Source organism: Flavobacterium sp. (assembly GCF_041911335.1).
In the GTDB taxonomy this organism is placed as follows: domain Bacteria; phylum Bacteroidota; class Bacteroidia; order Flavobacteriales; family Flavobacteriaceae; genus Flavobacterium.
The window spans coordinates 23,147-36,039 of the sequence record NZ_JAYRPD010000058.1; the positions used below are offsets into that span (position 1 = coordinate 23,147).

At 32.1% G+C, this 12,893-nt stretch carries 16 protein-coding genes; 10 read left to right on the top strand and 6 right to left on the bottom strand.

Annotated features, from left to right (window positions below):
* Positions 1–7: 7 nt before the first annotated feature.
* The 4 genes from ACE3PD_RS09785 to ACE3PD_RS09800 form a co-directional block, all read right to left on the bottom strand.
* A complete protein-coding gene (locus ACE3PD_RS09785) occupies positions 8–643 on the bottom strand; it encodes a class I SAM-dependent methyltransferase (protein ID WP_374401952.1) in 636 nt (211 codons plus the stop codon).
* Between the two features lies 1 nt (position 644).
* Positions 645–944, bottom strand: a complete 300-nt coding sequence (locus ACE3PD_RS09790; protein ID WP_374401954.1) for a type II toxin-antitoxin system RelE/ParE family toxin — start codon at positions 942–944, stop codon at positions 645–647.
* On the bottom strand, positions 944–1,189 hold the full coding sequence (locus ACE3PD_RS09795; protein ID WP_374401956.1) for a type II toxin-antitoxin system ParD family antitoxin: 246 nt from the start codon (positions 1,187–1,189) through the stop codon (positions 944–946). Before ACE3PD_RS09795 ends, ACE3PD_RS09790 begins: the two co-directional genes overlap by 1 nt.
* Before the next feature lie 68 nt (positions 1,190–1,257).
* Positions 1,258–2,604: a DEAD/DEAH box helicase gene (locus ACE3PD_RS09800; protein ID WP_374401958.1), complete on the bottom strand. Its 1,347-nt coding sequence runs from the start codon at positions 2,602–2,604 to the stop codon at positions 1,258–1,260.
* Positions 2,605–2,722: 118 nt separating this feature from the next.
* Between ACE3PD_RS09800 and mnmE the strand changes: the two genes are divergently transcribed.
* The 8 genes from mnmE (at position 2,723) to ACE3PD_RS09840 (ending at position 10,259) form a co-directional block, all read left to right on the top strand.
* Positions 2,723–4,123, top strand: a complete 1,401-nt coding sequence (gene mnmE, locus ACE3PD_RS09805; protein WP_374401962.1) for a tRNA uridine-5-carboxymethylaminomethyl(34) synthesis GTPase MnmE — start codon at positions 2,723–2,725, stop codon at positions 4,121–4,123.
* Between the two features lie 219 nt (positions 4,124–4,342).
* The gene (locus ACE3PD_RS09810) at positions 4,343–4,717 is read left to right on the top strand and encodes a helix-turn-helix domain-containing protein (protein WP_374401964.1); all 375 of its coding nucleotides are present in this window, start codon (positions 4,343–4,345) and stop codon (positions 4,715–4,717) included.
* Between the two features lie 4 nt (positions 4,718–4,721).
* Entirely contained in the window at positions 4,722–5,816 is a 1,095-nt protein-coding gene (locus ACE3PD_RS09815; protein ID WP_374401966.1) for a site-specific integrase, read from the top strand.
* A gap of 2 nt (positions 5,817–5,818) precedes the next feature.
* Positions 5,819–6,814, top strand: a complete 996-nt coding sequence (locus ACE3PD_RS09820) for a DUF6617 family protein (protein WP_374401968.1) — start codon at positions 5,819–5,821, stop codon at positions 6,812–6,814.
* Positions 6,815–7,017: 203 nt separating this feature from the next.
* A complete protein-coding gene (locus tag ACE3PD_RS09825; protein ID WP_374401970.1) occupies positions 7,018–7,320 on the top strand; it encodes a helix-turn-helix domain-containing protein in 303 nt (100 codons plus the stop codon).
* A complete protein-coding gene (locus ACE3PD_RS09830; protein ID WP_374401972.1) occupies positions 7,317–7,601 on the top strand; it encodes a helix-turn-helix domain-containing protein in 285 nt (94 codons plus the stop codon). The genes ACE3PD_RS09825 and ACE3PD_RS09830 overlap by 4 nt, the downstream gene beginning before the upstream one ends.
* 1 nt (position 7,602) lies before the next feature.
* Positions 7,603–8,508 carry a BT4734/BF3469 family protein gene (locus ACE3PD_RS09835; RefSeq protein WP_374401974.1) on the top strand — a complete coding sequence of 302 codons (906 nt, stop codon included), beginning with the start codon at positions 7,603–7,605 and terminating at the stop codon, positions 8,506–8,508.
* Positions 8,505–10,259 (top strand): DUF3987 domain-containing protein, encoded by a 1,755-nt coding sequence (locus ACE3PD_RS09840; RefSeq protein WP_374401976.1) that lies wholly within the window; start codon positions 8,505–8,507, stop codon positions 10,257–10,259. Before ACE3PD_RS09835 ends, ACE3PD_RS09840 begins: the two co-directional genes overlap by 4 nt.
* 40 nt (positions 10,260–10,299) lie before the next feature.
* Here ACE3PD_RS09840 and ACE3PD_RS09845 read toward each other — a convergent pair whose 3' ends face one another.
* Both ACE3PD_RS09845 and ACE3PD_RS09850 read right to left on the bottom strand, forming a co-directional pair.
* A complete protein-coding gene (locus ACE3PD_RS09845) occupies positions 10,300–10,809 on the bottom strand; it encodes a GNAT family N-acetyltransferase (protein WP_374401979.1) in 510 nt (169 codons plus the stop codon).
* Complete coding sequence (locus ACE3PD_RS09850; protein ID WP_282787711.1) at positions 10,787–11,092, bottom strand: DUF1778 domain-containing protein; 306 nt, start codon at positions 11,090–11,092, stop codon at positions 10,787–10,789. The genes ACE3PD_RS09845 and ACE3PD_RS09850 overlap by 23 nt, the downstream gene beginning before the upstream one ends.
* A 485-nt stretch (positions 11,093–11,577) precedes the next feature.
* On the opposite strand from ACE3PD_RS09850, the gene ACE3PD_RS09855 reads away from it, so the two are divergent.
* Both ACE3PD_RS09855 and ACE3PD_RS09860 read left to right on the top strand, forming a co-directional pair.
* On the top strand, positions 11,578–11,874 hold the full coding sequence (locus ACE3PD_RS09855) for a helix-turn-helix domain-containing protein (protein WP_374401981.1): 297 nt from the start codon (positions 11,578–11,580) through the stop codon (positions 11,872–11,874).
* Positions 11,871–12,881, top strand: a complete 1,011-nt coding sequence (locus ACE3PD_RS09860) for a virulence RhuM family protein (protein ID WP_374401983.1) — start codon at positions 11,871–11,873, stop codon at positions 12,879–12,881. The genes ACE3PD_RS09855 and ACE3PD_RS09860 overlap by 4 nt, the downstream gene beginning before the upstream one ends.
* Positions 12,882–12,893: the final 12 nt, after the last annotated feature.

Below are 12,893 nucleotides of genomic sequence, written 5' to 3' on the forward strand. Positions count from 1 at the left end.
TCGTGTTTTATTTCTCAAACACAATCAACTTCTCTTTTATAAGTAAATTCGAAAAGTGAAATTCGGATTTTATCCATTCTAAAGTTTTGGGTTGGTAAATAAAAACATGGGTAAAATCATCTTTGTAATACCAATTTTCAAAAGGTGTTTGATTGTGGTAAATGGCTGTTTTGCAATATAATTTACCTTTCGGAAGTAGTAAACTTTTCAGCAATTCAAATTCTTTGTATGGTTGATGAAAATGCTCCATTACTTCACAACAGGAAACATAATCGTATTTTTGATTTAAAAGCGATGCATCATTCGCAAAAAACAAATCGTAATTCTGCACTTGATAGCCTTTATCCGTCAACATTTTAGCAATAACGGGACCCGTTCCTGAACCGAAATCCAAACCTTTAGCTTCTGTAGAAAAATCATGTAAAACAGCATTAACTATTGGTGAAACAAAGTTTTGATAGCGTCCATCAAAAACATCATTATTGTGTTTTTCGTAATGTTCTTTTTCTTCTACAGCAGTTAAAAAAGTATGTTTAGGTCTGAAAATACCCTCGCAATTTGTACATTTATAAAACAAATGTTTTGGTTTTTCACAAAAAAGCGATGCTTTGGAATTACAAAGTGGACAATTTGAAGAAGTCATTTTATTCGCTTAATCTAATTTCAATATCCATTCTTTCATGTAAAACTCTCACCACTTCAATTTCTTTGGATTTGGTTATTCTAAAAAATATCAAATGCGACTTTACTTTTGAACATCGATAATCTTTCCTAATAGTTCCAAAATCACGAGCCATTTCAAAATTTGCTACTATATATTCAATTTCATCAAAAATTAAATTATAGTAACGGTCTGCTTGCTCAACGGACCAATTTTCTGCAGTATAAATCCAAATTTTGTTAATGTCATTAAGCGCTTGTTCGCTAAGTATATAAGTTGACATTATTTTTGAAAGTTTGCTTTAAGTTGTTCTAGGTTTTTGTTACGATCAAAATTTTTAATTTTTGCACTTTTTTCTCCAATCTTAAGCTCATTAATTAATGATTTCGACTTATTTTCTTCTTGTTCAAAAACTCTTAAAGCAGTTCTAACAACCTCACTAACAGAACTATATTTTCCTGTTGCCATTTGTTCATTGATGAAGTTTTCAAAATATTCACCTAATAATATGGAAGTATTTCGTGCCATGACTTTTTTTATCAAATATACCAAGAATTGGTATTTGTTGCAAATAATTCTAATTAATTTTAAAAAAACTAATCCTCCTCTTTCTTAATCACTTTTCTTGCTACTTCAATTTTATACTTTTTCCCTTTCATTTTCTCCTCTTTGATGTTTTGCAATAGCGATTTAACTTTTGGATATTTTACTGCTACAAAGGAAATAAAATCTTTGACTTCGATTAATCCAATATCATCTTTTTCCAGTTTTCCTTTTTGCGAAAAGAAACCAACGATATCAATTTTATTCAACTTATTTTTCTTTCCTCCGCTTATGTAAAGCGTTTGAAACAAAGGCGCTTTTGGCAATGATTTTGCATTGGAAACATCTAATCTACGTTTGCCATAATCAAAATAATCGGTTTTCTTTTCGGTTTCGTTTACCAAAACATAAGCCGTTCCGGTGGCTAACATACGAGCGGTTCTTCCGTTTCGGTGTGTGAATTCGTCTTCTTTAGCTGGCAAATGATAATGGATTACGTGATTCATTTCGGGAATATCCAAACCACGTGCGCCTAAATCGGTTGTAATCAAATAGGAAACACTGCCATTTCTGAACTGAATTAAAGCACGTTCTCTCTCGTCTTGGTCTAATCCACCATGATAAAACGTAGAAATAATGCCTTTTTGAGTCAACATATCATGAATGCGTTCTACCGCTTCTCTATGGTTACAAAAAATAATCGCAGCTTCGGAATTTAAAGAGCAAATCAGCTGAAACAACGAATCAATTTTGTCCTTAGATTTCGAAAATACGATGCGAATATCTAAATTGTCATTTTGCTTCTCTTTCGGAATAAAATCCAACACTTTCGGATTGACCACCTTTGTATATTTCGGAATTTCCACACCTGAAGTCGCAGAAACCAAAACACGTTTGTTTGCTTTTGTAATTTTTCCAATGATATACGACATTTCTTCATGGAAACCCAATTGTAACGACTTGTCAAACTCGTCTAAAACATAGGTTTTGATGTTATCCGTAGCAAAACTTCCTCGTTCTATATGATCGGCAATTCTTCCTGGTGTTCCAATTAACAACGCTGGCGGATTGCTTAAATTCTTAAATTCCGTTTCTATCGAGTGACCACCATAACACGTATTGACTTTATAATGTGTGCCCATTTTTTTCCAAACTTGTTCAATTTGCAAACCTAATTCGCGAGACGGCACTAAAATCAAGCATTGCACACCTTTCAATTCTTCTTCTAATAATTGAAAAATAGGCAGCAAAAACGCTAACGTTTTCCCCGAACCTGTTGGAGAAAGCAATAAAATATTATCTTCATTCAAAATAGCCTTTTGGGCTGCTTCTTGCATTTTGTTTAAACTTTGAATACCAAGATTCAATAGTACATTGTTGGAATATGGATTTTGACTCATGCGGCAAAGATAGTGATGATTGTTGAATTAATATTTTAAACCTTAAACTATCTCGTTAACTCAAAATCAATCACTTTTTAAATATAACTTTTCTATCTTTGTACCTTAAATTTAGAACATGATTCCACAAGAAACCATAGTTGCTTTGGCTACACCATCTGGAGCGGGTGCGATTGCTATTATTCGATTATCTGGTAAAGATGCTATTACGATTGCATCGGAAGTATTTCAATCGGTTTCTGGAAAAGATATTACGAAACAGAAAACCCATACGATTCATTTAGGACATATCACAGATAATGGAAAAATATACGACCAAGTACTGCTTTCTATTTTTAAAGGTCCGAATTCATACACTGGGGAAAACGTTATTGAAATATCGTGTCATGGTTCTACTTTTATTCAACAACAAATCATCCAATTATTACTTCGTAAAGGCGCTAAAATGGCTCAAGCAGGTGAATTTACCTTGCGTGCTTTTTTAAACGGAAAATTGGACTTATCACAAGCAGAAGCGGTAGCAGATTTGATTGCTTCGGATAATGAAGCGTCACACCAAATTGCGATGCAACAAATGCGCGGTGGCTTCAGTAACGAGATTGCCAAATTACGTGAAGAATTATTAAATTTTGCTTCCCTAATTGAATTGGAATTAGACTTTGCCGAAGAAGATGTAGAATTTGCCGATAGAACACAATTCCATGAATTATTAGAAAGAATTGAATTCGTTTTAAAACGTTTGATTGATTCGTTTGCTGTTGGTAATGTTATCAAAAACGGAATTCCAGTAGCTATTGTAGGCGAACCTAATGTAGGGAAATCGACTTTATTGAATGCTTTATTGAATGAAGAACGCGCCATTGTTTCCGATATCGCAGGAACAACGCGTGATACGATTGAAGATGAATTGGTTATCAATGGAATTGGTTTCCGATTTATTGATACGGCAGGAATTCGTGAAACGAAAGATGTGGTAGAAAGTATTGGAATTCAGAAGACATTTGAGAAGATTGAGCAAGCACAAGTAGTGATTTATTTGTTTGAAAGTTCCAAGTTTCAAGTTTCAGGTTCACAATACATTACCGAAATTGAGAAAATAAAAAATAAATACCCATTAAAACAACTTATTGTTGTAGTCAATAAAATCGATTTAATTTCGGATGGAGAAGTAAATCAAATTCGCCAACAATTAGAAGAATTGAATGTTAAATTGGCAACTATTTCAGCTAAAGAAAAATCAGGTATTGATACACTTAAAGAAGAATTACTTTCTTTAGTAAATACTGGCGCACTTAGAAACAACGAAACCATTGTAACCAACACGCGTCATTATGATTCACTATTAAAAGCTTTAGAGGAAATTCAAAAAGTGAAATGGGGATTAGACTCGGGACTTTCTTCTGACTTAATAGCGATTGATATTCGCTCTGCTTTGTATTACTTTGGCGAGATAACCGGTGAAGTTACCAATGATGAGTTGCTGGGGAATATTTTTGCGAATTTCTGTATCGGGAAGTAACCACACTTCTCTTTCTTGTTAAGCATCTGTTTTTGTTGGGTTTACGGATTTTTTTCTTCCTTTATTTGTTGCCAAACTGCCTTTTTTTAAATATATTTGTTGTTCAATTGTTGCCATAATATCATTTTTGTTGCCCAAATAACCAAATGATATAAAGTAGAGAAATAGTGCTACATATTGCTACACTTCGCTACCTATTGCAACATAAAGCAACATTTTATGAGCAGTAATATTTCTATTCCAAAAGTATGTAATCATTGTGGCAAAACGTATATTGCCCACAAAACCACTACAAAATATTGCAGTCACAAATGCAATCAACGTGATTACAAATTAAAAGCCAAACAGCAAAAGATTGAACAAACATTACTGGAACAACAAAACATAATTGTTTCAAAAAATGATACTCAAATCTTAAATCCAAATTCTTTACTAACTAAAAGCTATTTATCCATCCAAGATACTGCCGACCTCATCGGTGTAAGTCGTTGGACTATTAATAGAATGGTAAAACGTGGCGATTTGCAAATTCACAAATTTGGAAGAAAGAAAATTATTCAGAAAGAGCAAATAGAAAACCTTTTTAAATCTTAATACTATGAAAGTCACACTAAGAGAAAGATTAAAAGGTAATAGCATCAGTTTATATCTTGACTATTATCACAAAGGAAAAAGAAAAAACGAGTTTTTAAGACTATACCTCAACCCAGACCCGAAAACAAAGGCTGAAAAAGATGTAAACAAAAAAACACGAGAGCTTGCAGAAACTATTCGAGCACAAAGACAAATAGAAATGCAAAACGGAACTTTTGGCTTTCATGATATTGAAAAGCTAAAAGGAAGTTTTACAGCGTATTTACTAAAGCTTTCTGAAGACCGTAATACAAGTGATGGTAATTATGGTAATTGGGATAGTATGATAAAACACTTTAAAACCTTTGCTCCTTACGATGTAAGCTTTCAAGATTTAGATAGAAAGTTAGTAGAGAATTTCAGAACCTATTTAGATTCTAAAGCAGAATCCAAAAGCAAAAAGAAACTTTCTCAAAACTCTAAATATTCATATTTCAATAAATTTAAAGCTGCACTAAAACAAGCTGTTAAAGATGGTATTATAAAAACCAATCCAGGTGAAGGTGTTGATACCTTTAAGCAAGGAGAACCGCAAAGAGAATTTCTAACTTTAGAAGAATTACAAAAATTGGTTCCAGTAGAATGTGAACTGCCAGAACTAAAAAAAGCATTTTTATTTTCAGCACTTACTGGTTTACGTTGGTCAGATATTGAAAAACTAAAATGGTCTGAAATCCAACACTCTAATGATTATGGCTATTACATAAGATTCAGACAAAAGAAAACCAAAGGAGCAGAAACACAACCAATCTCAGAACAAGCAGTAAGCCTATTAGGAGAACGCAAAGAACCTGATGATAAAATCTTTGATGCTTTGCATTATAGTGCTTGGTCAAACCTAAAATTACAGCAATGGGTATATAAAGCAGGTATTCATAAAGATATTACGTTCCATTGTGCAAGGCATACTTATGCAACATTGCAATTAACACTGGGAACTGATATTTATACGGTATCAAAAATGTTAGGTCATAAAGAATTGAGAACAACTCAAATTTATGCTAAAATCATTGACGAGAAAAAACACGAAGCAGCTAACAAAATTAAATTAGATTTCTAGTTATGAGTAAAGATATTATTAATGATCTAATCTATATAAATCCTGTATCAAAAGACAACAGAACAGATACAAAGATTAATGAAGAACTAAAAAGTTTAGTAAAAGAATATCCTATTGCAACCCCTCTTTATGAGATTGATTTTAAAAAGGCTATTACTCCTATTCGTAAATATTACACGGAACTAATAAAAAACTTCATTACAAGTAAGCTGAACGAAATAATTTCAAACAGCAAAACAGATAAACTAGAGGAAGAATACCAATATTTATATGCAGTTGCCGAAAGCGGGATAAAACAATATTTTAGCTTTATTAGAGAGCATATCGAAAATAATAATCTTACAGAAGATTTATACAAAAGTCCTTCCAGAGACAAAAAAAGTGATGAAGCTTATGTAATTCATTTTATGAAATACAATTGCATAATGTTATTTATGGAACTTCAAGAACGTTTCAAAGGTAAAGCCGAGTTTGAAATAATGGAATTGGAAGAAATACAAGAAACATATTTATATGAAGAAGCTTCAAAAGATTTAGTAATCAAACCATACGAAGGCAGTCCAATTCATTACACCGAGAAAATCAAGGAAGAAGCAAAAGCTTTCAGACCTATTAAAGGAGATTTAGAAGACAGACGTGAAAACAATAAAATAATCAAATTTGATGATTTAATTGCCAAACCTGACCAATTTGTAATTCATGAAAAAACATTGAATGAATACGGCATAATCGATAACGAATATGAGTTTATTTTCAAAAAAGGAAACAAACAGCTTTTAGCTGCATTTATATTACAACTAAAAAACAAAGGCTACTTCAATGAGTTTACTTTCCCGGGCAGAAAACCTATTAGAGATTCTAAAATCTATAATTTTTTTGAACACCGCTATGGTAACAATAGCGATATAAATAAAGAGTTCAGAAACTTTAGAGGTAAAGATGAATTGAAATTTAAACAATTAGTAGATAATACCTATTGGTTAGACAAAATATCCTAAAATCAAAAAGTGGTATTATCAATTCATAATACCAAACCATAATACCAAAAAATATTTTAACCTCTTTATTTACAATAGGTTACTAATACCATTTTTTCCTTTTTCTTCCTTACCAAAGTGCCTACCCTATCTTCGCTAAGTAATTGATAACCAATTATGACATTAGCGCTGATGTCCATTTTTAATTAAATCTTTTAACGAAGATGGACACTATTATTTTAGAAAAATTAGAACGCATTGAAAAATTGCTAGAAACACAGCAAGCAATGCAAAAGCAAGTACTAAACTTTAACGATGCTTGCATTTATTTAGAACTTTCCCAGTCACACTTGTACAAACTTACGAGTACTGGAAGCATTCCTCATTACAAACCTAATGGGAAAAAACTGTATTTCAATCGCCAAGAACTTGACAATTGGCTTTTGAGAAATAGAAGCAATTCTATTGACGAAATCGAACAAGAAGCAGCTAACTACTTAATTAAGAAAGGAAGGGTGCAATTATGATAGAGTTAATGGACTTAGCAATGGAAATGTCAAAAGACATTCAATATTTGAAAGCTTATATAGAAGCCTTAAAAAATCAAAAAAGAGGAAAGTTAAGTGATGAGTGGTTAGACAATCAAGAAGTACTACAAACACTTCATATAAGTCCACGAACACTACAAACCTATCGTGACAATGGTACACTTCCATTCAGTAAAATTGAAGGTAAATTCTATTACAAATCAAATGATATAGAAAACCTTTTACAGCGTAATTATACCAACAAATCAAAAGACAAGTAGTATGATTACAAAGGAAAAAATACTGAACAAAACGCACTACGGTTTAAATATCTACGCGTTTATATTGAGACAGTTTTATCCTAACGCTACCGTTCTCTCTCTTCATGGGAGAGAATGTAGTGTTACTTGTAACCCTTACAATCAGGATAAAGAAACATTATTAGTAAGCATAGTTAATAATTGTGCGGTACATAAAGATAACGAAATTTTGGATTTTCATGGAGATGTCTTCGACTTTGCTCAATTGTATTTTCAATGTAACAATCAAACGGAATTACTTCAAAAAATCAATAAAGTAATGCATTTGAGAATTGATACAGAAGAAACAAAAGAGTGCAATTACATTGAACAAGAAGACACAACTTGGTATGTAAAATGCAGTTTTTACAAAGCTCCTGTAATGAATGTATTCCCATCGAAAGAATTAAAATTAAGCGAGATATACGATTTAATTACAAGCAATACTTACGAAAGCGTTACAAACCATTTAAGGACGATTACAGACCTTAAAGAGAAAAAAAAGTACAAAGCCAACAAATTTGATTATGTAACCTTCTCAGGAACTTTTACAAAGCGAAACGATGAAGATTTAATCAAACATTCACTATTAATGACAATTGATTTAGATCATTTGGAAAATCTAAACCAAACTAGAGAAATGTTATTGAAAGATGAATATTTTGAAACCGAATTACTTTTCAAATCTCCTTCGGGTGATGGTTTAAAATGGATTATAAAAATTGATTTAGAACAAGCAACACATCAAGAATATTATACCGCAGTATCTAATTATTTAGAGCAGCAATACAATATCAAAGTCGATGCATCTGGTAAAGACATTTCCCGAGCTTGTTTTTTATGTTATGATTCCGAAGCTTACATTAACCCTAGACACACAACAAAATGAATAAGAAAATATTTAATCCAAAAGAATGGTTAGAAGTTCCTGCAAAGCAAGAACCTCAACCAAAACACATACCTAATCCTATTGTTTCCGACAATCAGTTTGAGAATTACTTACAACAAATTGAATACACAGGAACCGACATAACACAGGGCTACGACAATTGGAGAAACATAGGCTTTGCTCTTGCTGACGAATTTGGCGAAATGGGTAGAGACTATTTCCACAGAATAAGTAAATTCAATAGTGCTTATGATTACAAAGAATGTGATGTACAATACAACAATTGCTTAAAAGCTAAAGGAACAGGCGTTACAATAGCTACAATCTACTATTTAGCACAACAGAACAACATTAAAATACATAATGAAAAACCAATAGTAAATAATGAAGTTACCGAAGTAAAAACAGAGAAAACACCAGTATTTCCAAGTCATATTTACGACACCTTACCACTATTCCTAAAAGATTGCGTTAAACCTGCAACAACAAATGAGGAAAGAGATATTTTGTTATTGGGAACACTCACAACATTAAGTGCTTGCCTTCCTACCATTTATGGTATTTACGATGGTAAAAAAGTAATGGCAAATTTGTATCTGTTTGTAACAGCTCCAGCATCAGCAGGCAAAGGAAGATTAACCCAATGCAAACAATTAGTACAGCCAATTCACAAACTAAAAAGGGAACAATCCACTTTAATGAAAAAAGAATTTGAAGCTAGTTTAGTTTCCTATAACCAAGAAAAAGGTAAAAATCCAAATGCCGAAAAACCTGCAAAACCACCCGAAAGAATGTTGTTCATTCCTGCCAACAATAGTACAACAGGAGTATTTCAATTGTTGTTTGATAACAATGGTGAAGGATTAATTTTTGAAACCGAAGGCGATACATTAGCACAAGCATTTAAAAGCGATTATGGCAATTATTCCGATGGTTTTCGTAAAGCATATCATCACGAAACAATAAGCTATTACCGTAGAACAGACCGTGAATATGTAGACATTGAAAACCCATGTTTATCAACGGTACTATCAGGAACACCAAAGCAAGTTTCAGCTTTAATACCAAATGCAGAAAATGGTTTATTCAGTCGTTTTATGTTCTATTATATGAACATCACACCTATTTGGAAAAACGTATTTGAAATCCAAACCGAAAATGGTTTAGACGATTATTACAACGAACTAGGCGGACAATTTTTGGAGTTCTACAAAGCGTTAAACAACAACCCGACTATTCAAATTAAATTGAGCCAAAGCCAACAATTACAATTCAATGAGTATTTTTCAAAAGTGCAAACCAAATATTTGAATATTCAAACCGATGATTACATTGCTACAATCAGAAGAATGGGATTAAATGCCTTTCGTTTAATGATGGTAATCATAACTTTACGAATCATGGAAGATGGAGATTGTTCCACTACTAGAGAATGTGATGATATTGATTTTCAAAATGTACTCGATTTAGTAACGGTTTTGACACAGCATAGTAGCAAAGTGTTTAACGATTTACCTGTTGAAACTCCAGTTGCCACAAGAACAAACCGTAAAGAAAAATTCTTGGAAATGCTTCCCGTAGCTTTCACAACAGCCGACTATTTAGCTATTGCAGAGAAATTAACTATTCCTCACAAAACTGCCGAAGGCTACATTACAGCATTTACAAAAGCAGGTTTAATACATAGAGAAATGAATGGAAAATACCGCAACATGAGTAAACAAGGAAATAAGGATTTTAAGGGAAAGTGAGTAAAAAAATAAAGGAGTGTCTTTTAAACACTCCTTTTATTTATTGTCCAATCACAGGGATTGATTCTTCAATGGTTTTCATAGCCATAAACATCTTTTTTGAACCAGGTAAAAAGATAAACCCATAACTCGAATAAAATTCTTCCGCTTGCTCATCAATTGGGTCAACAACAACAGCTAAAGCCCCAATGGTTTGTGAAACCTCTACACATCTATTCAATGCATGAATAAGCAAATATTCTCCTAGTCTTTTCCCATGCATTTTTTTATCTAATGCTAACCTACCTAATAAAATGGTAGGTAAATCTCCATACGAAGGCGGAAGCCTTGCTATCATATTGGCAGGAAACAATGTCCTTTCAATCGAATTACTCGACAAAGTGTAATACCCAAAAACTGTGGTATTTCCCTCTTCTGTCATTACATAACAAGCTGATAAATCTCTTTTTACATCTTGACTAGCTTGCGTTCTAATATAATTATCTAATAGTGGTTTCCCACAATCAAAACCACTCTTTTCATGGCTTTTACTCAACAGCTGTATTGTCACTTTCATTACTCAAATAAAATTTATTATAATTCATTTGAGCTTTCTTAAGCTTAGCATTTGGCTTTGGCGGATTAAGTATTGCATCTAAAAATATCTTCTTATCCTCAATTGTTTTTAAAATAATATTATTATCCCTAATAATATCACTCGACTCTTTGTTAATACAAAAAACAACAAATTCGGACAAACTCTTAAAACCTCGCAACTCAGACGCATACTTAACAAGCTCCTTTTGTTCTTTGCTAATTCGAACATCGATTCTGTCATTAACTAATGTTGCCATAATAAATAAAACTCTTTAATAAATATGTTCTTTCTGAACTCCTAATAACTTAAAATAATAATAAATGTCACTCTGACTATAAACTTGTCCTTTTTGACCCTAATTTTTCTTCAGTCCTTTCGACTTAACTGTAATCTCCAATAAAATATTTTTTCATTTTTTATCATTATCAAAAATGTAAACTTTTTCTAAACTAAACACCGCTTTAATAGCTTGATTACTTCAATAAATACGTGTTTTTCAATTTCTTACTAATACAAATAATGTACCAAAAACAATTCTAATAATAAACGATAGTTCGAATTAGCTTTTGCAAATGTACGTGTTTTTTACGTACAAAACAATAACATTAAAATATTTTTTTCCTTATTCCCTCAAAACCCTCAATCTCTTTTTTTAATGTGAATAACTTTTATTTTCTCTTGTTTGGTTAGTCATTACTTTTTCTTACATTAGACAAAATTTGACAAGTCAATTAATGTAGCATGAACTTTGGAGAACACATAAAACAATTGCGAGAGCAAAACCAACTATTACAAAGGCAAGTAGCAAGTGTCCTAGAAATAGATACCGCTATGCTCAGTAAAATAGAACGAGGAGAACGAAGAGCAAAAAGGGAACATATTCCTTTATTAGCAAACTTACTTCATTCAAACGAAAAAGAGTTATACACAATTTGGTTAGCCGACCAAGTATATGAAATTATAAAAGAAGAAAGTAATCCATCAGAAATAGTACAAGTAGCAATAAATGAATTAAACAAAACAAATAATAAGCAATGAGTAACCTAGAACCAATTAATAATTTTATTCTGTATAATACCCCAAATGGAGAAGTTTCTCTTAAAGTATTAATTCAAAATGAATCTATTTGGCTTTCTCAAAAAATGATGGCTGAATTATTTGATGTTGGGGTACCTGCAATCAATAAACATCTAACAAATATTTTTGAAAGTGCTGAATTAGAAGAAAATTCAGTTATTTCCATTTTGGAAACAACTGCAGCAGATGGTAAAAACTATAAAACAAAATTTTACAATCTTGATGCTATCATTTCAGTAGGTTACCGTGTTAATTCTACTAAAGCTACGCAATTTAGAATTTGGGCTACCAAAGTATTAAAAGAATTCATTGTAAAAGGTTTTGCAATGGATGACGACCGTTTAAAACAAGGTTCAACCGCTTTTGGTAAAGATTACTTCAAAGAATTGCTTGAAAGAGTGCGTTCTATTCGTGCAAGCGAAAGAAGAATCTACCAACAAATCACCGATATTTTTGCAGAGTGTAGCATTGATTACGACCCAAAAGCCGAAATCACCAAAAATTTCTATGCCTTGGTGCAAAACAAATTCCATTTCGCCATTACAGGGAAAACAGCTGCCGAAATCATCTATTTAAAAGCCGATAGCTCAAAACCGCAAATGGGATTAACAACTTTCAAAAATGCGCCTGATGGTAGAATATTAAAATCAGATATTGAAGTTGCAAAAAACTATCTAGAGGAAAAAGAAATAAAACAACTCGAAAGAACCGTTTCAGGATATTTTGATTATATCGAAAACCTCATCGAACGCCAAAACACCTTTACAATGGAAGGCTTAGCCGAAAGTGTAAACAAGTTTTTAAGCTTCAATGAATACAAAATACTCGAAGGTTTCGGAAAAGTATCCCATCAACAAGCCATAAGTAAAGCAGCTAAAGAATACGACATTTTCAACAAAACACAAAAAATAAACTCCGACTTCGATAAACAAATTAAAGCACTGGAACAAAAAAATAAAAAGAAATAATACTACTCAAAC

Excerpts from the sequence above, each read along its gene's own strand:
- ACE3PD_RS09785 (WP_374401952.1), bottom strand. The coding sequence starts at position 643 with ATGACTTCTTCAAATTGTCCACTTTGTAATTCCAAAGCATCGCTTTTT.
- ACE3PD_RS09790 (WP_374401954.1), bottom strand. The coding sequence starts at position 944 with ATGTCAACTTATATACTTAGCGAACAAGCGCTTAATGACATTAACAAA.
- ACE3PD_RS09795 (WP_374401956.1), bottom strand. The coding sequence starts at position 1,189 with ATGGCACGAAATACTTCCATATTATTAGGTGAATATTTTGAAAACTTC.
- ACE3PD_RS09800 (WP_374401958.1), bottom strand. The coding sequence starts at position 2,604 with ATGAGTCAAAATCCATATTCCAACAATGTACTATTGAATCTTGGTATT.
- mnmE (WP_374401962.1), top strand. The coding sequence starts at position 2,723 with ATGATTCCACAAGAAACCATAGTTGCTTTGGCTACACCATCTGGAGCG.
- ACE3PD_RS09810 (WP_374401964.1), top strand. The coding sequence starts at position 4,343 with ATGAGCAGTAATATTTCTATTCCAAAAGTATGTAATCATTGTGGCAAA.
- ACE3PD_RS09815 (WP_374401966.1), top strand. The coding sequence starts at position 4,722 with ATGAAAGTCACACTAAGAGAAAGATTAAAAGGTAATAGCATCAGTTTA.
- ACE3PD_RS09820 (WP_374401968.1), top strand. The coding sequence starts at position 5,819 with ATGAGTAAAGATATTATTAATGATCTAATCTATATAAATCCTGTATCA.
- ACE3PD_RS09825 (WP_374401970.1), top strand. The coding sequence starts at position 7,018 with ATGGACACTATTATTTTAGAAAAATTAGAACGCATTGAAAAATTGCTA.
- ACE3PD_RS09830 (WP_374401972.1), top strand. The coding sequence starts at position 7,317 with ATGATAGAGTTAATGGACTTAGCAATGGAAATGTCAAAAGACATTCAA.
- ACE3PD_RS09835 (WP_374401974.1), top strand. The coding sequence starts at position 7,603 with ATGATTACAAAGGAAAAAATACTGAACAAAACGCACTACGGTTTAAAT.
- ACE3PD_RS09840 (WP_374401976.1), top strand. The coding sequence starts at position 8,505 with ATGAATAAGAAAATATTTAATCCAAAAGAATGGTTAGAAGTTCCTGCA.
- ACE3PD_RS09850 (WP_282787711.1), bottom strand. The coding sequence starts at position 11,092 with ATGGCAACATTAGTTAATGACAGAATCGATGTTCGAATTAGCAAAGAA.
- ACE3PD_RS09855 (WP_374401981.1), top strand. The coding sequence starts at position 11,578 with ATGAACTTTGGAGAACACATAAAACAATTGCGAGAGCAAAACCAACTA.
- ACE3PD_RS09860 (WP_374401983.1), top strand. The coding sequence starts at position 11,871 with ATGAGTAACCTAGAACCAATTAATAATTTTATTCTGTATAATACCCCA.